The following is a 21,333-nucleotide window of genomic DNA, read 5'->3' as shown; positions in this document are numbered from 1 at the left end:
GGGATTGAGCAGCAATCTAAGCAAACTCACAAAATACGTTTTAGAGGAAAGGTAGTTATTTTTTTAGGTTCATACTTGGCGTGAAGGCATGAAAAACCGATTCGGCACTTGGTTGCCCGCAAAAGTCTTTCTATCTTTACCGGACATTAATCTTTTAACGATGAATAACAATGAAACAGACATTCCTTCTTTTTGCGCTTTGTTTATGCGGTGTGATTTGTTCCGCACAGACGTCTTATCCCTTAAATGAATACAACGAACTGACTGATCCCCGTGTTCCTGTCGACGAGGGACTCTGGGCGAAAGTACCCGCCACGCCTCAGCTGCGTTGGGGCACTACGGATATGCGTTATGCCAAACACGACGTCCCCGTCATCAAACGCCAAACGACATGGAGAGCTACGGCATGGAAAGGCGAACGCGTCAACGCACAGGCCGTTTTATGGACGAGAAACTTTCACAAGGACGTCAAACTGGAAGTAGGCGAATTACGCAACGGCAGCTCGGTTATTCCCGCCGAAGCCGTACAGCCGGCTTTCGTCCGTTATGTGATGACCGACGAGTTGAACAAAGACGGCAAAGGCGGATGCAGCCAACGCCCCAACAAAGCCGAGTGGGACTCCTCGCTCGTGGCCGATGTGCTCGACCCTGCCTCACGCCTCAGCATCGATGCCTGCACGACACAGCCCATCTGGCTCACTGTCAGCATTCCTTCAGACGCACGTCCGGGCGTCTACAAAGGCACATTGACCATCTCGGCCGACGATATGACGGCACAACAACTGCCGTTCGAAATCAACGTACTCGACCGTAGACTTCCCGCGGCCAAAGAGTGGGCCTTTCATCTCGACCTGTGGCAGAATCCCTATGCCGTAGCACGTTATTATCAGGTTCCTCTCTGGAGTCAGGCACACTTCGATGCCATGCGCCCCATCATGAAGCTGTTGGCCGACGCCGGACAGAAAGTCATTACCGCCTCCATCATGCACAAGCCTTGGAACGGGCAGACAGAAGATGCCTTCGACAGTATGATCGCCAAGACAAAGAAAATAGACGGCACATGGTCGTACGACTATACGGTCTTCGACAAATGGGTGGAATTTATGATGAACGAAATCGGTATAGACCGCCAGATCAATTGCTACACCATGATACCGTGGGCACTCCGTTTCGATTATTTCGATCAGGCTACCGGACGGATCCTGTTCATCGAAGCCAAACCGGGCGAACCGGCTTACAACGAATATTGGGGCGCTTTCCTGAAAGATTTCGCCGCGCACCTGCGTACGAAAAGATGGTTCGAAAAGACTACCATCGCCATGGACGAACGTGGCCTTGACGCGATGCAGGAAGCCATCAAGGTGATTCGCAAGGCAGATCCGGACTACAAAATCTCTCTGGCCGGCAATTACCACCGCGAAATAGAACATGAGCTGCACGATCTTTGTCTGGCCTATACGCATACCTTCCCTGCCGAAGTCAAAGCCGCACGACAAAAGGCCGGTAAGGTGAGCACCGTCTACACCTGCTGCGCCGAAGCACGTCCCAACACGTTCACCTTCTCCCCACCCTACGAAGCGACATGGATCGGATGGCACGTCATGGCCGGAAACTACGACGGCTACCTGCGCTGGGCGTATAACAGCTGGACAGCCGACCCGTTGCGCGACTCGCGCTTCCGCTCATGGGCGGCCGGCGACTGCTATCTGATCTATCCGGGAGCACGTAGCAGCATCCGCATGGAACGGCTGATCGAAGGCATTCAGGACGCGGAAAAGATACGTCTCTTGCGCGAAGAATTTACACGCAAGAAAACCAGCGGAAAACTACGGGAACTGAATCGTATCGTCTCGCAATTCTCCACCGAAGGTATGTTACGCCCCGATCCGGCCACTCTACTAAGAAATGCCCGAGAAGCGCTGAACAGATTCTGAGTTTATTTTTCTCGGATAAATACCTGAATCGGCGTACCGAGAAAATCCCAATGCTCGCGTAATTTATTTTCGAGAAAACGCTTGTAAGGTTCTTTTACCCACTGCGGCAGATTGCAGAAAAACGCAAACGACGGAACACTGCCTGCCGGCAGTTGGGTAACATATTTAATTTTGATGTATTTCCCTTTCCACGCGGGAGGCGGGGTTCTTTCGATAATCGGAAGCATCGTCTCGTTCAGCTTGCGGGTCGGCACACGCCGACGGCGATTATCATACACCGCCTTAGCCGTCTCGAGCACCTTCAAAATACGCTGCTTCGTGAGCGCGGAAATAAACAGAATGGGGAAGTCGGTAAACGGCGCCATCCGCTCCCGAATCGCACGTTCATACGTCTTGATGACAGCCGTGCTCTTATCCTCCACAAGATCCCACTTGTTTACACAAACAATCAGCCCTTTCTTATTCTTCTGGATAATGGAGAAAATATTCAAGTCCTGACTCTCGACCCCGCGTGTCGCATCGAGCATCAAGACACATACATCCGAATTCTCGATGGCACGGATGGAACGAATCACCGAATAATATTCAAGGTCTTCATTCACCTTTCCTCTCTTACGGATACCGGCCGTATCGACCAGATAAAAGTCGAGACCGAATTTGTTGTATCGCGTGTAAATCGAATCGCGTGTCGTGCCGGCTATATCGGTGACAATATGGCGCTCCTCGCCGATAAACGCATTGATCAGCGATGATTTTCCTGCATTCGGACGTCCCACGACGGCAATTCGAGGCAACGCCTCTTCAGGCATTTCCAGAGCTTCAGACGGTAGCAGCTCAATGATACGATCCAACAGATCGCCTGTGTACGAACCGTTCATCGCCGAAATACAATACGGATCACCCAGTCCGAAACGGTAAAATTCGGCTGCCACCGCATGCCAGTCGTAAGTGTCGGCCTTATTGGGCACAAGCACCACCGGCTTCTTGCTTCGACGCAGGATATGAGCGACTTCATCGTCGAGATCGGTCACGCCGTTTTGCACATCGACGACGAAAAGAATCACATCCGCCTCCTCGATCGCAATCTGCACCTGCTTGTTAATCTCTCCCTCAAAAACGTCTTCGGAGTTAACGACCCAGCCGCCCGTATCGATAATCGAAAATTCGCGACCCGTCCATTCCACCTTCCCGTACTGACGGTCACGCGTCGTGCCCGCCTCCTCATTGACGATGGCCTGACGCGACTGCGTCAAGCGGTTAAACAGGGTGGACTTGCCGACATTCGGCCGTCCGACGATTGCTACCACATTTCCCATATCCTTTTTGATTTACATGTTTCGTATTACGAAGCAGAAGAAACAAAGGAGCGCATCTGCTGCGCCCCAAAATGTTAATCCAGCTTATAACCAAATGATTTCAGCAAATTGTCACGGTTGCGCCAATCCGACACCACCTTGACAAACAACTCGAGAAAAATCTTCTTCTCGAAAAATCGCTCCATATCCTTGCGCGCCATCATACCGACCTTCTTCAGCGCCTGTCCGCCATGTCCGATGATGATGCCTTTTTGCGTTTCACGCTCGACAATGATCAGCGCCTTGATGTGTACGCGCGTCGGTTCTTCGATAAACTGCTCTACAACAACTTCCGTGGCATACGGAATCTCTTTCTGATAGTAAAGCAATATCTTTTCACGGATAATCTCCGTGACAAAAAAACGCGCCGGACGATCGGTCAACGCGTCTTTTTCAAAATAAGGAGGCGAATCGGGAATTAGCTCCCGGATACGCTTCTTCAACGGTTCGATGTTAAACTTCGACGTGGCCGATATCGGAATAATTTCCGCCTCGGGCAATAACGCATGCCACTCTTCGACCAACGCCTCCAACTTAGGCTGGTCGGCCAAATCGATTTTATTAATCAGAAGCAGCACAGGGCACTGAGCTTGACGTACACGTTGCAGGAAGTCGTCGTTTTTATCCGTCTTCTCCACCACATCGGTGACGTAAAGCAGTATGTCGGCGTCGCCCAAAGCCGACTCCGACGATTCCCGCATTGTTTCCTGTAGCTTATAGTTAGGACGCAAGACCCCCGGCGTATCCGAATACACAATCTGCATATCGTCGGTATTCACGATGCCCAAAATACGATGACGTGTTGTCTGGGCCTTCGAGGTGATAATCGATATACGTTCCCCCACCAGCTGATTCATCAGGGTGGACTTGCCAACATTCGGATTTCCGATGATATTGACAAAGCCGGATTTATGCTTCCGATCCGTCATAGGCCCACTTCACATAATTGGCGCCCCATGTCCAACCGGCACCAAAAGCTGCCAGCACCAGATTATCCCCTTTTTTCAGGTTCTTTTCCCATTCCCAGAGACACAACGGAATTGTGGCCGAACTGGTATTTCCATATTTCCGGATGTTCACCATCACTTTCGAATCGTCCACACCCAAACGCCGTGCAACGGCATCGATGATGCGAAGATTGGCCTGATGCGGAACGATCCAATGGATATCGTCCTTTGTCAACCCGTTTCGTTTGACAATTTCCTCCGCGACATCGGCCATATCGGTAACGGCACGCTTAAAGACGGCCTGTCCTTCCTGATATACAAAATGTTCGCGGTTATCCACCGTTTCGTGCGAAGGCATACGCAACGAACCGCCCGCCTTCATAATCAGGTGAGACTTTCCAGAACCTTCCGTACGAAGGATCGTATCCAACACACCATACTCCTCATGAGTAGGCTCCACAAGCGCAACTCCACAAGCGTCTCCGAAAAGCGGACACGTCGTTCGGTCTTTATAGTTGGTAATCGCCGACATCTTCTCGCTCGAAACAACAAGCATGCGCTTGTAACGTCCCGAACGGATATAATTAGAAGCTGTTTCGAGCCCATAGACAAATCCTGCACAGGCAGCCTGAATATCAAAAGCGAAGGCATGTTTGCAACCCGTTTCATAGGCTATCATCGAAGCGGTACTCGGGAAATGATAATCGGCCGTCGAGGTCGAACAGATAATTCCGTCGATCGTTTCCGGATCAATCCCTTTTTTGCGCATCAAGCGATTAACAGCCTGTGCACCCATATAGGCAGCCCCCAAATCGGGGTCCTTTAAAATACGTCTTTCCTTAATACCTACCCGCGTCATAATCCACTCGTCGGTGGTATCTACCATCTTTGACAAATCGGCATTCGTCAACACATCGTCCGGAACATATCCGTCGATGCCCGTAATCACTGCGTTTATCTTGTCCATCATCGCGGTTCTTTAAAAAAATAGCCCTTAAAGATTCAGGGCTATCTTTCTTTGTTTTTACACCAAATATTGTCCGAAGTTTTTCTTAAAGAGCCGCTTCTTTTTCAATTGCCAGCTTACCTCGATAATATCCGCATTCGTTACAAACGGTGTGATACACGTGCCATGCGCCGCAATTCGGACAGATGGCCATTGTCGGAGCTACTGCGTGATCATGTGATCTTCTTTTGGCAGTTCTCGCGCTTCCTTGTCTTCTTTTAGGATGTGCCATAATTTTATTGTTTTAAATTTATTCTTCTTCTTTTAGTTTTTTCAGAGCGTCCCAACGAGGATCTGTCGGAAAATCCGCATGTTCTTCCGACAATATGCTATCGTCATCCCCAAACTCATTTTCCGCTTCGTCTTCGTCATCGGAGTGACGCGCGGAATGTCTGCGAAGTCGGGCGGACATCGCCTTATTGCATTTTCCCGGCGCATGCACATGCTTTATCGGGATATTCAATGCAACGAATTCGTATAAGAACCATGCCAGATTCACGCGACCTTCATCTTCCGAAATCACCAGAATTTCATCGCTTTCTTCGGCATACTCCTTGCCAAACCTCACACTCAAACGATTATCCGACGCGATCGATTGTTCCATATCATCCAAACAACGGTCGCACGATACGATTACCGTACCGGACAAATGAAACGTCATTTCAAATGAGGAAGCTTTGCGCTCCACCGTCAACGAAACATTCACTTTACCGCGCTGAACTTCGGAACCGTCAATATCCGTGAAAAACTGATTATCCAGAAAATATTCATATGCACGAATTTCTCCGGGACTCATATTCTTCAAATCAACCCAATATGCGCCGAATTTTCCCAAAGTCTACAATCTCCAAAAAACGCTGCAAAGGTATATTTTTTTTGTATAGAAAAAGAATTATTCCTTATATTTTTCAGCAACAACCCAATTATCATCACCTTTCAAAAACCAGTCCTCACGGCAAAATGTGCTTATTTATTTTATTTTATTCATGATCCTCATTGCGTCATCGAATACGGTTTTTCGTAGGCGGCCGATTTTTTATACGGACGAGCGCACATCTCGAATTCGATTTCACCGCCGTTGATCATATCGGCATGGGTGAGGTAGGCTTTTCGATAAGGCCGTCCGTTGAGCGTAATCGATTTGACATAGACGTTTTTCGGCGAAGCATGCTTGGTCTTCACGGTAAACGTCTTGCCGTTTTCGAGTTGCAGAACCGCTTCTTTCACAAAGGGCGAACCGATAACGTACTGATCCGTTCCCGGACAGACAGGATAAAATCCGAGCGCCGAAAAAATATACCACGCCGACATCTGTCCGCAGTCGTCGTTACCCGACAGTCCATCGATCCGGTTGCGGTACATCCTGCGCATAATCTCGTGCAGACGCGCTTCCGATTTCCACGGTTCGTCGGTCCATTTATACAGATAAGGCACATGATGGCTCGGTTCGTTACCGTGCACGTAGTTGCCCATCAGTCCCTCTTCGTTAATATCTTCCGTATGTTCAAAATATTTGGCCGGCAGGTGCATCGTAAAGAGCGAGTCGAGACGGCGCACGAACATTCTTTCTCCCCCCATCAGACGCATCAATCCGTTGATATCGTGTGGTACGAAAAACGAATAGTTCCACGAATTACCTTCGATAAAACCTTGTCCGTGGGTATCGAGCAAGTCAAAATCTTTCTTGAACGTCCCGTCCTGATGCTTCGGGCGGGCAAAACCCAGCGATGAATCAAAAATATTGCGGTAACTGCACGCACGTTTGGCATACTCTTTCTCTACGTCCGCAACGTTCATCCGTTTAGCCAATTCGCTGATCGTCCAGTCGTCGTAACTGTATTCGAGCGTGACCGAAGCGGCCGATCCGCTGCGTTCGAGCGGCACATAGCCCAGCTTCTTGTATTCGGCGATACCGTCGTAGTAATGCAGATTCGAACTGTTTACACAAGCGTCCAATGCCAGCTTTTTATCCACCGCCAACCCTTTCGCGAGGGCATCGGCCACGACCGAAACGGAGTGATACCCGATCATGCACCAGTTTTCGTTGCCCATGTGTGACCAAACCGGCAAAGCACGATGTACGCTCTGTCGGTAATGATTGAGCATGGAATGAACGAACTGCACGCTGCGCGAGGGTTTTATCAGGTTCATCAGCGGATGCTGAGCTCGAAACGTATCCCAGACGGAAAAGACCGTATAGTTGGTTTGCCCTTCGGCCGCCTGATGGATATTGTGGTCGATGCCACGATAGCGTCCGTCTACGTCCTGATATACGGAAGGATTAATCATCGTATGATACAAAGCCGTGTAGAATACGGCTTTCGTATCGTCGTCAGCCTCCATACGGATACAGCTCAACTCCCTCTCCCACTTTGCCTGTGTAATCTTCCGAATTTCATCAAACGACTTCCCGCCCGTTTCAGCCTCCAGATTCTTCCGTGCGCCCAGACAATCGACCGGCGAAAGAGCGACCTGTACTTCGAGCGGACGGCCGTCGGAGAAGTCGAATTCGAAATAAGCCGTAAGGCGTTTGCCGAACATCTCCGGAAAATTCTTCGTCATGTCGAACCTGCGCCAGAATCCTTTATAAAGCACCTCTTCGCTATTGCGACAACCGTAAGCTACAATCGGCTTCGAGAACTTTACGGCGAAATGGGTGTAATTCATCCGTGACCAGCCGCGGGTAATGCGGTAACCCGTAAGCGTACACGAATCTTCCACGCGAAGATTGGCCATCAGCACCTTGCCGTCGTAGTGATAAATGCCGTAATCGAGATCGAGTACGATGTGCCCTGTCTGAGTCCCTTGCGGAAAGGTATAACGATGCACGCCGACCCGTTCCGTAGCCGTCATCTCGGCACGGATACCGTAATCTTCGAGCAGCACGGAGTAATACCCGGCTTCGGCCTTTTCATGTTCGTGGCTGAAACGCGAACGATAGCCGCTTTCAGGATGCTCTGCCGTACCTCTGTCGAGTTTTACCTCACCGGTTGCAGGCATCACTAAAATATCGCCCAGATCGGAATGTCCCGTGCCGTTAAAATGGGTATGACTGAATCCGACGATCGTTTCATCGTCGTACTGATAGCCTGTGCAATAGCGATAGGCATCGGGTTGATACACTCCGCCGATGTTGTGCGGAACCATTTCCGTATCAGGGCTTAGTTGCACCAAACCAAACGGAGCGCAGGCGCCGGGAAACGTATGTCCCATGCTTTTGGTTCCTACCATCGGGTTCACGTACGGCAGCAAATCGCCCGCCGATACTTGAAACGAGGCAACAAAAGCCAAGCAACCAATCACAAACCCTGTTTTTATACGTATCTTCATTGTATGTATCCTTCTTTATATAATCACGGTTCAACATGTACCTCCGACGAGCGGTGACGTACGATTTCGTCTTTATGTACTGACTCCGGAATGGTAACCTTCATCTTTTTAATGACGGCATCATGCACATCGTCGAGCACGACGGCCGGGCGATAATCCGCTTTTTGGGCGACAAGCTTCACATTGTTAAACCGGATACCCTTAGCATGCCGGATATAAAAGCCCCATGCGGGAAGCTCCTTAAACATCGAAAATTCCGGATATTTATTCTCCATCTCGGGTACGCTGTCCAACTCATCCAGTCCCACTTTGGCATACCGCGCATTCCCCCCTCCGGGGTACCGGATTTCGATATTTTCCAACGTTACGTTTTCGATGGGAATAGACGGAATACCGGCGATGATGCAGGGAGAGACGTTGCGCGGCAAATCTTCAACCGGCCCTTCGTAGCGATAACCGGCATCAGGCTTGGTGGCCGGCACTTCGGCATAGACATTGGAAATCCTGATATTTCGCAGACAAGGCTTGTTACGCACAGTGCGAGTTCCCGTACGAAGAAAAATCACATTACCGGTATTGATCGAAACAAGGCTATCCACCGTCACATTGTCTATTACCGCTCCATCAACGGAGGCAAAAGTAATGGCCGAACGATACGTATCGAACACCGTGTTTTTGACGATGCGGATATTGCGAAATCCTCCGGCCGAAACAGTTCCGAATTTGATGCCGCTGGCATTTGTACGCACCGTATTGTTGTAAATATAAATATTGCTGCATTCGTGGTCGGCACTGTGCGATTTCAGGCAGATGCCGTCGTCGGCCGCATCGAAATAAGAATTTCGTATGATTACGCTATCGCAATCTACGATATCGATTCCGTCGTTGTTCCAATACGCTTTGCTGTCGGTCGTAATTTCTTCGACAAGCAGGTTCCGACATTGCTCGTATTGCTGATTCCAGCTTGCCGGATCTTTCAGCAGAATACCCTGTATATGAATATCCCGGCATCTCTTGAAATAGATATTTTGCGGACGGCGGAATTCACGAGGACGATCGAGCAACAACGCATCTTCAAAGATACCGTTATTGATCAGCGAAATCAGATTGTTAGCCACCTCGTATCCCCGTCCGTCGATCACGCCTTGGCCTGTGATACCGATGTGGTGCTGATCGTGCGCTACCACAAGCGCCGTCCAGTTCCAGTTTTCACCGATGTCGTAATCGAGCGGGTTGGTCGAGCCCAGCAACACGGCGCCTTCTTTCAGGTGAAGTGTAACGTTCGATTTCAGATAGATCGTTCCCGTAAGATAACGCCCCACAGAGAAAACGAGCCTTCCGCCTCCCTTGTCGTGGATATGGTCGATGGCCTTTTGAATGGAACGCGTGTTAAGCGTCGCCCCGTCGGACCGGATACCGAACAGCGAAGCGTTGTAATCCTTTGCGGCGAGTTGATTGCACAATACAGCCGAAAGGCAGAAAATAATGGATTTCAGAATGTTCATTGGAAGCATATTTTAAAATTTTATGAATGGATATACATGGTAACCGGCCCCACGAGTCCCATCGACTGGATCGGCTGGTCTTTCGATTTGAGTACGGTAAATTTCTGTGCCGTAAGGTTGTCCTTAAGCGTTTTCATATAATTACCCATCGTGGTAACGACGTGTACTTCGAGCTGGTTGGAACCTTTTTTCAGGAATGGGCCAAGGGCATAAATCCGCCGACCGTACCACTTCACGCCGCACGATTGTCCGTTGACAAACACTTCGCAGACCCCATGCACCTTACCGAGATTCAAGCACACGTCCTTTCGGCCGTCCGCCTCGAAGGTCCGGCGATAGACAGCTGTTCCCGTAAAATTGACCCACTCGGTCTCTTTGAGGTCTTTCAAGGTTTCCATCGGGTACGTTTCCACCCATTCTTCGCGACTGTGGCGAAGCTCGACCTCCCAGGCACCGTCAAGCGTGCGCTCTTCCTTTCCGCTTGCCGGAAGGGGACGCCACGGCTTGCCGTGTTTCTCTCGGCTCCATACGATCAGACGTGTTTCGGCCGGTCCCAATTCAAGGGCAATGGTATTTCCTTCAGGATGTATGCGATAGCGTTCACCCGTTTCGGCATCCCACACCCACGGAAATCGCCGGGCGGTGACTTCGCCGATGAAAGAAACGTTCGTTGTATAGGCCTGATTACGGTGCGTATTCGCAAAGAAGAACAGCTCATCGTGCGCATCGCTGCGGTAACGGTTTTGCATCACAAAACGATCGGGATGTTCAATGTCAAGGTAATGAGGGATTCGGTATTGTTGCATCACCTCGCGGTACCATTCGAGAAAACGATCGTCTTCGGGCTTACGAAGCAGGACAAAACGATCGGGGTATTGTTTCAGCTTCTCCACCCATTGCTTCACCAGCCGGTCTCGTTCGCGAAAATCGTGCAAACCGAGCGATTTCTCCGGGAATTTCTCAATGCAGAAAATGCGGCCGCCATCGGCTACAAAATCATGCAATTTGGCCAACACTTCCGGATTGATTCCGCTCACTTCGACGAAGAAAAGCGTACCATAGGCCTTGGGACCGTAGCAGAGTTTTCCGTTCCTGACCGTCGATTGACGAAGGACAATCTCCGAAATGTAGTCCGCCCCGCCGCCGTTCTTATGAATGGCCTCCCACACAAGCGAGGTGTAGGGAACGTTCAGTTTTTCGGGGAACGGGTCGGTCTGTACGCCCATTTCACTCCACAAGTCGTACGTAGCCGGGAGGATGGCGATATCGGTGTACATGTCGGCATTTGTCAGTACCGACGAGAGACGCGCTTTGTAACGGTTCAGGTACTTGACGTAAGGCCACCAGTTGTTGTTTTCGTTATGATACGTACCGTATTGCACCCATCCGGGAAACGGCGCGTCGGGCGGAGAGTAATTGAATCCATGCCAGACGGAATGAGTCACGCCCGACATGATGCTGTGGTCGGAACCGATTTTCAGCAGCTCCGGCGTGGCGTTGAACACATCGTACGTATTCGTCATCTCTTCGCAGCTCACCACTCGCTTGCCGGTGAGGTGAGCGGCCGAAGAGACGAATTTATTAATCATCGTGTACGCCCTTCCCCGGCGGTAATCGTCGTCGGGCAATTCTTCGCCGGGACGATGTTTGAGCCAGTTCGTTGTCCACGATTCGCCTTCGGGGATATCGAAACCCAAGCTGCTTTCGAGCGGGAAGAAGCCGCGTCCGTAGGCCTGCGCCCTCGATTGCACACCCTGTTCCCTGCACCATTGCAGGTAGGTTTCGGTAAATCGCTCCCGCAGTAATTCGGCTTTGGTGAGTTCGAAATCGAACCGTACGCGATTCAGTACCTCTGCGAATTCGGGCGTTTTCTCTGCCCCGTACGTATCATCGACGACCGCCCCCAATCGTCCGACCTTGAACAGGATGAACGGAAGATAAGGCATCAAATCGTAGCCGCGACGTTGCCGAAAAGCTTCCGCCAAATCGTCTGTCCAGTTACATCCTTCCAACTCCATCGAATCGCAGAAGAACGCACGCAGATGTTTCGAAAGCGCGCCGGTTCTTTTCCGTATCGTGTCAGACATACGATCTAGATAACTGCGCACGGCCGCACGGTTCATGTGATTGAGAATATGTCCGGCCGCACCCGGCGCGCCGTTGATGACGGATGCGAAGGAATCGACCTTCACCAGCGCATAAAGTACATGTTTGCCTTCGGGAATATCGATACGGATGACTTCGTCCTTACGTTTGCCGGAGAAGTCGACGGCTTGCTCCGACCCGCTCATCGGATCGGGAACGACCTGCAGAGAAAGGAGTTCGAACGTACGCGACGGATTAGGCACGGTCACGCCGGGATCAACCGCTTTGAAGAGGTGAAACCGCGACGCTTCGTACGTCGTCGGACCTTCGAGTTTCTCGGCATAGACGAGCACGACCTGTGCCCGCTCGGCGCCCTGTAACGTCTCGGCACCAAACGGCCATCCCGACCCGACAATCAAATCGCACGTCATTCCGAGACGTTTCGCCTCATCGAAAGCGACTTGCAACATATCGATCCACTCATCGCCCAGCCACGTGAGCGACTTCTTGCCCAGATTATCGCCGGATGAAGGAAAAGCGATCGGGTTGATCTCCACGCCGCCCACACCGGCGTCTTTCAGCAGACGAAGTTCGCGGACAATCTCAGACGCCTCGACCTTATTCCCGTTCCACCACCAGCGCACAAACGGTGCATAACGCGAATCGGGATGTTGAAATAAAGCAAACAGCCCGGACGGCCTTTGAAGATGCTCGACCAGCGCCACGCCCTCCTCTATCGCGGCCGATGCCCTGCCGGCCACCATCCCGGCAGGAATCCATACGCCCTGACGGATAAATGTTCTACGGTTCATAAAAATATCTCAATCTTTTACAACATATAGACGATGCGTCATAACAGGCGAACGGCTTCGTTGCTTGCGGAATGTGAGTTCGGTCACATACGCGAGTATGCTCCCTCAATCTCATTCTTAGCGCCATCTCACCCATTCTTACACCTCTAAAAAGAGGGTGCCCAAACCTTATGTTTTGGCACATCCTCCTCTTCCTTTTTATTTACTATTATCATAGGTACCCCCGTCGTATCCTGCATTTTGAGGAATCACACTTCCTGTATTCGCTTGAATAAATCCGATGGGTAGCGGAAACACATATTGATGATCTCCGATATTGGGCCGTGTAATACCGTCTGTAGCATTCGGATAATTCCACCCATACTTTTTCACGCGATCAACCAGCACATTCCCTTTATTCAGATGATTGTTTCCTGCCAAGTTGGGATTATTGGACAAACGAGAGAGGGTTACCCAACGATGTTCCTCTGCAAACAATTCACGGGCACGCTCATCAAGAATATAGTCCAGATTCACATCTGCCGCCGAACAAGCCTTCGCTCCCACACGAGCACGAACTTCATTGATGTCAGCAGCGGCAGTGGCAAGATCGCCTTTTCCCAAATATGCCTCAGCACGGAGCAGATACGTCTCCGGCAGACGCATAATATACCAGTCCACATCATATTGTTGCCAACTATCTCCGGCAGTACTGGTACCACGTTTGTCGGTAGAAAGTTTCCACAAACGTGGCCAGATTCCTACGGTATCGGCAGCGGTTGCCACTTTCGGATATTTTTGAAAAGCTTCTTTAATCGCCTGAGGCCATGTCTTATTCCCACTAATTAAGTACGTATTTTTCTGAATCATGGTTTCAGAACCTCGAAAATCATACTTATCTCCTTTCCATACGCTATACAAAAAATAATTTGTAGGACGTAACGCAGGCCCATATACTCCTATCGTACCCAAAGAATCAGGGCGAAGCCCGCTTGATGATATTTTTTTACCGTCTGTCCAGATATAAATCGCAGAATCACTATATAAGTTAAATGGTTTCCCATTATTATAGGCTGGATTCGTTTTTTGCCTGTTCTGGTAACGAATGTTGGAATTAAAAGCAGCCTCGGCCTGATTGTATCGGCAACGCCACCACGAATTCCCTCCACCACCAATACTGTAAGTGCCATAATTATATTGACACACCCAAATTGCTTCTTTATTTCCGGATGATGAATAGTTCTGATTCCCTACCTGAAACAAATCCCAATACGGGTTCAATGTATGACCATAACGATCTACGGTTTCTGATGCTCGTGAGCCAAAGCGCGTTTTCATCAAATGATAATCACCGTCCGAACCATTAATTACACGAGTTGCTGCTGCAATGGCACCGTCAAAATCGCCTAGACTATTGCATACTTCTGCCAATAAATGGTCTGCTGCAGCTCTGACGGCACGACCGGGATGTTCTGTCGTCTTAGGCAAATAAGCGGCCGCATACTCCAAATCCTTTTTTATAGTTTGCCAACACTCTGTACGTGTACTACGTGGAAAATCTATGGGGATACCATCGGAAACTTCTGTAACTATCGGTACCCCTCCAAAAAGCCCCACCAAGTTCCGATAGAACCAGGCACGCAAGAAAAGAGCTTCCGCCCGATATTCCTGTTTTTGGGTCTCTGTCGTCCATGCAATATTTTTCGTATCAATAGCCTGAATGACTTTGTTTATATCATAAATGACATAGTACTGGTTCCTGAACCAATGATCCACGAAACCATCCGATGAAGTTAATCCTTGCACAAAATTAGTACTCCCTATACCATTCTGGCCGGTTCCGTTAAATGTATCCAATCCGGCGCCCATGAGCAACCAGGAGCAATTGTTATGCATTACGCCCATCAACATATACTGAATCCTTGCATACCCATAGTTCAATGCCATCTCAATATCAGCAGGACTATTATAAAAAGTAGAAGTATTCAAGGTATATGATTTTTCCTTCAGAAACTTATCGTCACTTTCACAACCTGTAGCTCCCGCCAAAAGAATAGCTACTGCTACAGTTTCGAATATATATTTTCTTAAATCCATCTTGTTACCTGTTTAAAAAGTTATATTTACACCTAAAGATACGGTCTTATATGTTGGAGTCATCCCGTAGCGTGTACTCGACATATTAGCGGCCGTAGTACCTCCATCTTCGGGATCAAGCCCCGACCACTCCGTGATTGTGAATAAATCGGTTGAAGCAATATACAATTGCAATGCCTGGATTTTAACCTTCTCAAGCAATGCTTTATCAATGTTATAAGCAAGAGATAAATCTTTCAACTTTAAAAATGTGCGAGAGTTCCAGAAGTTGTAGTTCAACGAATTAGTATATCCGTAACGCGGATATTTATTCGTATGATTATCCTTAGTCCAAGGTTCGATATCTAACTGATTATTCGATCCATCAATCTGGAAACCATTCGGATCATAGCCCAAGAAATGCGTATCACTCCCTTGCATCCATCGAAAACTGAAATAAAGCGATAAATTTCTCCAAGACAATGTATTCCCAAAGTTCACAGTAAAGAGAGGATCCATATCTCCAATCCAATGTCTGTCATTCGTATTAATTTTTCCATCTTGGTTATAATCCAAAAACTTCAGATCTCCGGGCTTAGCATTGGGTTGAATAAGTTTCCCATCGGCACTTTTATAATTGTCGATTTCTTCCTGACTTTGGAAGATGCCCAGCTTCTTATAATCATAAGCAGATGTAATAGAATGGCCAACCATCAAGGCATAATAAGAATCGTAACCATAAGTGGTAACAGACGAATAATCATCGTTGTTATTATCATCGAACAATTTCTTTATCTTATTACGATTTAAATCGAATATCAGGTTAGACTCCCAACGTAATGTATGATTGCCATCACCTTGGACATTCACCGTATTTAAACTCAACTCAACACCTTTATTGGTAACCTTACCGGCATTTGCATCGACTTTCGGAAAACCGGCCACATAAGGAATCGAACGGTTCAGCACCATATCTGTTGTAGCAGATGTATAGAAATCCAAACTACCATTGATCCGATTGTTTATAAATGCAAAATCAAGGCCGACATTCCATTTCGTAGTAGTAGCCCATGTAAGATTCCTATTTGTCAAAGACTTTACATACAATGCATACGCATTCTTATCACCAAACCAAGTATAAGTCTTGTTCATAGCTGCAATAGTAGAATAGGCACCGATCCCTCCACGCGATCCGTTCTGTCCCCACGACAAACGCAGCTTCATGAAATCAAGCCAATCTTTTGTTCTTTCCATAAAGTTCTCCGACGAGATGACCCAGGCGCCGGATACACCAAAGAAGTTTCCCCATTTATGTCCTTCGGCAAAAGCCGAGAATCCATCCCGACGAAAATTCCCTGTTAAATAATAACGGTTGGCAAAATGATAATTCAAACGGGCCAGATATGCCACAGACTGCGTACTGATGCGCTGACGAGCAGCAAGAAGATTATCGGCATTGGATAAATCCAATCCGTAAGTCCCGAGCGTCGTGGCAGCAGGAATATCGAATCCTTTGAAATCAATACGAATACCTTCGGAATTATAGGCCTCGCGCGTATAGCCTAACAAGGCGTCAACATGATGTCTACCAATATCGGTCGTATAAGTCAACAAATTATCTGCATTCCAATTAGAAACATGATAATCTCGCACATAACCGGTCACATTTCCTATTTTACCGTAAGGATTTTTTAAATCCGCCAATGTACGGGTATCTACCCATAACTGCGGGTTATTAATCAGATCTGTCTGTGAAGTATTCCGCTGGGCATTCAATGTAAACTTATATGTTAAACCTTTTAAGAACGGGAAATCAATTTGAGCATAAGCTATACCACCAATATTATAGTCAACCGTCTTGGTATCAGTCCACAGATAACTTGCATTTTCACGTCCCCACAATGGATTTATTTGACCGTCCAAACCAGTAGGATATTCTTCTATCCAATGAGTGTAATCCTCAAAACGGACATTCCTATAAGCAAAAGGACTCATCCATGTTGCAGCCTGCATCGAAGGTTTTGCCCCCCATGCTTTCGCTCCGAGATAACTGCCTTTTAAACCGGTTTTAAGCCATGAATTGATTTTAGCATCCATCTTCACCATCACAGTATATTTCTCATAATCGTCACCTTTCAATACACCTTTTGTACGATCATAGCCTGTCGATGCATAATAAGAAAGCATTTTGGATTTACCGGACACATTCACCCCATAAGTCTGTGAAGGAGCCTTTTGCGACACTTCATCCAGCCAATCGACCCAACCTCCGACATTATAGACCTCCAATTCTTCCGCCGTCAGGTCCGCGGCAGGATCAACGGGTGTGCCTTCAGCCAACGATCCTCCGGCTATCTTGGCCAAATGACGATGTTCCAAAAATTTACCCTTATCCGTTTGCAAATTCGGTTTCCTTGCCCAAGAATTCCATTTATAACTTGCATTGAAGTTAACAACCGGCTTTTCAGAGACACCATTCTTCGTCGTAATGATAATCACTCCGTTTGCAGCACGAGAGCCGTAGATAGCTGCAGAAGAAGCATCTTTCATCACGTCAATACTTTGAATATCCGAATTCTGAATTTCAGAGATAGAGCCATAAAAGATGGAACCATCTACAATAATCAATGGCGCATTAACCCCCTGTTTATCATCGGATGATGCCTCAGGAATGGAATTCCTACCACGAAGAGACATGGTAGACATATTATTTCCACTCGACGACTTCGTAGGCAAATAATGTAAACCGGCCACTTTACTGCTTAAGGCTGCAAAGGCATTCGGATTCGGCAATGTCGCAATCGGAGTTTCCGTAAATTTCACATTCGAAACGGCACCCGACAAATCTTTTTTACGCACGGTCCCATAGCCAACCACCACCACTTCATCGAGCGATTTCGTATCCTCCCGCAGGGTGATATTTACGGAACTTTTTCCGCTCACCGGAACATCTTCCTCCAAATACCCGATATACGACACGTGCAGTACGGCATTCGGCGAGACAGACAACGAGAAACGGCCATCGGCATCCGTTACCGTACCGTTCGTCGTACCTTTCTCCACGACATTGGCGCCGATCACCGGTTCGCCCTGCTCGTCGACGATACGACCGCTGACGGTTTTCTGTTGTTGAATCTCTTTCGCTCCCGACCTTGACGAAGCACGCATACTCATCGGAGAGAGCACGATTTGTGTGCCCTTAACCTCATAGTCCACGTCTCCCGAAGCAAATAAATCCTCCAGAATCGCAGCTACCGACTTGTTCTTCGCACGCACGTTCACCTTGCGCTCTACATTGATCAGCCGGCTGTTGTACAGAAAGTAATAATCCGACTTCTCCTCGATAGACTGCAAAACTTCTTCGAGGGTGACATCGCTCATATCCATCGATATCTTCTGTTTCTGAGGATCGGCTTGCACATTGGTTACCTGACCAACCAGCAGACAGGCCAATAAAAACACGCCCCTGACCACGCGGGGAATTTTACGGAATACGACACGTTCCCCAAGTGCCTTTTTCATTGAATCATCCATATTTCACACGCTTATTAGATTATATGTAAGTACTTTTTCACCGCCTTTCCCGATATGTTTTTCGCGCCGGCAGCACTGCTCGAAAAAAATCGTCTTTCTACCTGTTTCTGTTTTTTCGTTCCTCCTATTGATTGATTATTATAGTTTATTATATAGTCTTTATGGTGACCGTTCGCCGGGTATACGTATGATTACCGAGTTGTCGCTGTCCCGAAATCGTATACGTCAGAGGCGCCGAACGTTTCAGCAAGTCAAGAATGTCTTCGAGCGATTCGTCCGTAAACGTAGCCGTGTACACATAGTCCTTCAACTTATCGTCCTCCAGCCGGATCGTCACCCCGAACTTGCGCGAGAGCTTCTCAGCGATCCGGTCGAGGTGCTGACGACGAAAGACCATCTTTCCGTCTTTCCATGCCGTATCGGCATACGTATCGGCCGACTGTTTCGACATCGTCCCGCTTTCGGGGTGGAACAGTACTTTCTGTCCGGCAGTCAGCGCAAGCATTCCCGACGAACCGACGGACGAAACGTCTACGTTACCGCGTGTCAAGGTCACTTCGTAACACGAATCTCCGGCATGAGCATGGACATTAAACTCCGTCCCGTATGCACTCACCTTCATCTCTCCGGGGGTAAGTACATCGAACCGATTCTTCCGATCTGATGTGACCTTGAAATACGCTTCTCCGGTCAGCCTGACTGTCCGCTCCCGACCGGCAAAACGACTCGGGTATGAGAGCGTGCTGCCCGCATTGATCCACACTTGGCTACCGTCAGGGAGAGTCGTTTGTACCACCATCCCGGGTGCCGCCGTAATGGTTAAGACTTCTTCGGGATTCGAACTTTCCTGCCACGGAATCCACACATATTGATAAATCAACCATAAGGGAAGTAAAACGACGGCTGCGGTACGGGAAAACTCCCATACTTTACTCAGAAATAAGAGGCGAGCGATCTTGCGCGACACGCTTTGCCACGCCGCAGGTGTATCGACGCTTCGCTGTTCGTTCCGCAGACCGGACAAGTGCCATAACCGACTCAGATCGGCAACCGTTCGTCGCAGATCGGCCGAGAGGCTCATCTGCTGTTCGAACGCCTGCCGTTCATCGTCCGACAATTTGCCCTTAATATACAATAATATATAGGCTTCGTCTATGTTGACTGTTTCTTTCATGTTTCACTTTTTATACTTGACGGACATTCCGACAAATACCCTATCGAAAAATTTATTTTTTTTACACAAAAACCTTCCAAAATTTCATTTCTCAACCTTTTCATCGTATTTACTAGTATAAGCGCAGTAAAGACGGCTTCACGCTTACAGTCTCGACCAGATAAAAATCTCATCCACAAAACTTTTTTTTCAATTTTCTTTGGAGCATTCAAAAAATATGCTCTAACTTTGGAGGCAATCTGCCGACAGACAAGTGCAAATGAAGGAGAAGGCAATCAAAATTGTATTTTAACAATAAAACATATACATCATGAAAAAATTAATTACAACAACCGTCCTGTTATGGGCAATGGCGGGAATGCCTTCCGCACAGACAGTTACAGAACCTGAGCACCCGCTAAACATGTCGTGAAGTAGCATGTTCCACCGCCTATCTCTTCCCCTTTCAAAAACAAGCGAAACACAGGTTTGAAGGGGGAAGAAGAGGTAGAAAAGTAACAGCCGCGTTATACAACGGACGATAAAAACGAACAACCCCTTGGCCGGTCACGTATTTTGTTGTAATTTTGAAGACGCATAACGGACAAGTATCATTCAATAAAACAAATATCGTATGAAATTTTTTATCGACACGGCCAATCTGGAGCAAATCCGTGAGGCCAACGACATGGGAGTATTGGACGGCGTGACAACGAATCCTTCGCTCATGGCCAAAGAAGGCATTAAGGGAGAGGAAGCGATTCACCGCCATTATGTAGAAATCTGCCGGATCGTGGAGGGCGATGTGAGCGCCGAGGTGATTGCCACCGATTACAAAGGGATGATTGCCGAGGGCGAAGTCCTGGCCGCGCTGCATCCCCACATCGTAGTGAAAGTGCCCTGTACGGCCGACGGCATTAAAGCCATCAAACACTTCAGCACGAAAGGTATCCGCACCAACTGCACGCTCGTGTTCTCGCCCGGACAAGCATTGCTGGCGGCCAAGGCCGGAGCCACGTACGTCTCTCCGTTCGTGGGACGTCTCGACGATATTTCGAGCGACGGCATCGAACTCGTATCGAAAATCGTAGACATGTACGCGTACTACGAGTTCGAGACACAAGTGCTGGCTGCCTCGATCCGACACACGCAACACATCATACAGTGTATCGAAGCCGGCGCCGACGTGGCCACCTGCCCCCTGAGCGCCATCAAAGGTCTCCTGAAACACCCGCTGACAGACAGCGGACTGGCCACCTTCCTGGCTGACTACAAAAAAGTAAACGGCTGAATAAAAACACATCCGAATCACGAAAGAGATAAGCAAATCGGAGAAATAATAACACATAACAACAATACCGATATGGAAACATTTTTGGGCATCATCGCCGGTCTGACATCAGGCCATCTACTCCTTCACAGAGCATATAAGAAGAAATTTGCATCGCAATGCTCATCGGCACAGAAACAGTTTGCCGCAGTCTTTCTACTGCTGAGCGGTGCGACTACAATCTTTTTAAGCGCAATGTGTTGTGCATATTATGCCGGATTTCTGATGGCACAGTACAACATGTAAGAAACTGAACACCTTCGGGACGCTCCGTATCACCTGTTTGA

Annotated in this window: 14 protein-coding genes; 3 read left to right on the top strand and 11 right to left on the bottom strand. The window is 48.5% G+C overall.

All coding sequences use genetic code 11. The features are described 5' to 3' along the window. The first annotated feature begins 170 nt into the window (after positions 1-170). Positions 171-1,934, top strand: coding sequence for a glycoside hydrolase domain-containing protein (locus Q4A89_RS08965; RefSeq protein WP_303185010.1), 1,764 nt, complete (start codon positions 171-173; stop codon positions 1,932-1,934). Positions 1,935-1,936: 2 nt separating this feature from the next. On the opposite strand, the gene der is transcribed toward Q4A89_RS08965, so the two are convergent. The 11 genes from der to Q4A89_RS08910 all read right to left on the bottom strand — a co-directional run bounded on the left by der (position 1,937) and on the right by Q4A89_RS08910 (position 19,737). Then, positions 1,937-3,250: a ribosome biogenesis GTPase Der gene (gene der, locus Q4A89_RS08960; protein WP_303185008.1), complete on the bottom strand. Its 1,314-nt coding sequence runs from the start codon at positions 3,248-3,250 to the stop codon at positions 1,937-1,939. Between the two features lie 74 nt (positions 3,251-3,324). Continuing rightward, positions 3,325-4,218, bottom strand: coding sequence for a GTPase Era (gene era / locus Q4A89_RS08955; protein ID WP_303185007.1), 894 nt, complete (start codon positions 4,216-4,218; stop codon positions 3,325-3,327). Next, positions 4,199-5,203 carry a beta-ketoacyl-ACP synthase III gene (locus tag Q4A89_RS08950; RefSeq protein WP_303185012.1) on the bottom strand — a complete coding sequence of 335 codons (1,005 nt, stop codon included), beginning with the start codon at positions 5,201-5,203 and terminating at the stop codon, positions 4,199-4,201. Before Q4A89_RS08950 ends, era begins: the two co-directional genes overlap by 20 nt. Positions 5,204-5,288: 85 nt before the next feature. Further along, positions 5,289-5,474 (bottom strand): 50S ribosomal protein L32, encoded by a 186-nt coding sequence (gene rpmF / locus Q4A89_RS08945; protein ID WP_303185006.1) that lies wholly within the window; start codon positions 5,472-5,474, stop codon positions 5,289-5,291. Between the two features lie 18 nt (positions 5,475-5,492). Then, complete coding sequence (locus tag Q4A89_RS08940) at positions 5,493-6,077, bottom strand: DUF177 domain-containing protein (protein WP_303185005.1); 585 nt, start codon at positions 6,075-6,077, stop codon at positions 5,493-5,495. A 158-nt stretch (positions 6,078-6,235) separates the two neighbouring features. Continuing rightward, positions 6,236-8,473: a GH92 family glycosyl hydrolase gene (locus tag Q4A89_RS08935; protein ID WP_303185011.1), complete on the bottom strand. Its 2,238-nt coding sequence runs from the start codon at positions 8,471-8,473 to the stop codon at positions 6,236-6,238. 122 nt (positions 8,474-8,595) lie between these two features. Next, a complete protein-coding gene (locus Q4A89_RS08930) occupies positions 8,596-10,077 on the bottom strand; it encodes a glycoside hydrolase family 28 protein (protein WP_303185004.1) in 1,482 nt (493 codons plus the stop codon). 20 nt (positions 10,078-10,097) lie between these two features. Next, on the bottom strand, positions 10,098-12,974 hold the full coding sequence (locus Q4A89_RS08925; RefSeq protein ID WP_303185003.1) for a glycosyl hydrolase: 2,877 nt from the start codon (positions 12,972-12,974) through the stop codon (positions 10,098-10,100). A 198-nt stretch (positions 12,975-13,172) separates the two neighbouring features. After that, positions 13,173-15,050, bottom strand: a complete 1,878-nt coding sequence (locus Q4A89_RS08920) for a RagB/SusD family nutrient uptake outer membrane protein (protein ID WP_303185002.1) — start codon at positions 15,048-15,050, stop codon at positions 13,173-13,175. Between the two features lie 12 nt (positions 15,051-15,062). Further along, positions 15,063-18,563, bottom strand: coding sequence for a TonB-dependent receptor (locus Q4A89_RS08915; protein ID WP_303185001.1), 3,501 nt, complete (start codon positions 18,561-18,563; stop codon positions 15,063-15,065). Between the two features lie 148 nt (positions 18,564-18,711). Further along, a complete protein-coding gene (locus Q4A89_RS08910; protein WP_303185000.1) occupies positions 18,712-19,737 on the bottom strand; it encodes a FecR family protein in 1,026 nt (341 codons plus the stop codon). A 613-nt stretch (positions 19,738-20,350) separates the two neighbouring features. Here Q4A89_RS08910 and fsa point away from each other — a divergent pair. Together fsa and Q4A89_RS08900 are read left to right on the top strand one after the other, a co-directional pair. Next, positions 20,351-21,007, top strand: a complete 657-nt coding sequence (gene fsa / locus Q4A89_RS08905; protein WP_124789097.1) for a fructose-6-phosphate aldolase — start codon at positions 20,351-20,353, stop codon at positions 21,005-21,007. A 72-nt stretch (positions 21,008-21,079) separates the two neighbouring features. After that, positions 21,080-21,292, top strand: a complete 213-nt coding sequence (locus tag Q4A89_RS08900; protein WP_303184999.1) for a hypothetical protein — start codon at positions 21,080-21,082, stop codon at positions 21,290-21,292. Positions 21,293-21,333: the final 41 nt, after the last annotated feature.

The organism is Tannerella sp. (assembly GCF_030528505.1).
Classification (GTDB): domain Bacteria; phylum Bacteroidota; class Bacteroidia; order Bacteroidales; family Tannerellaceae; genus Tannerella.
Note: the sequence above shows the minus strand (reverse complement) of the source record. Positions and strands in the feature narration are given on the sequence as shown.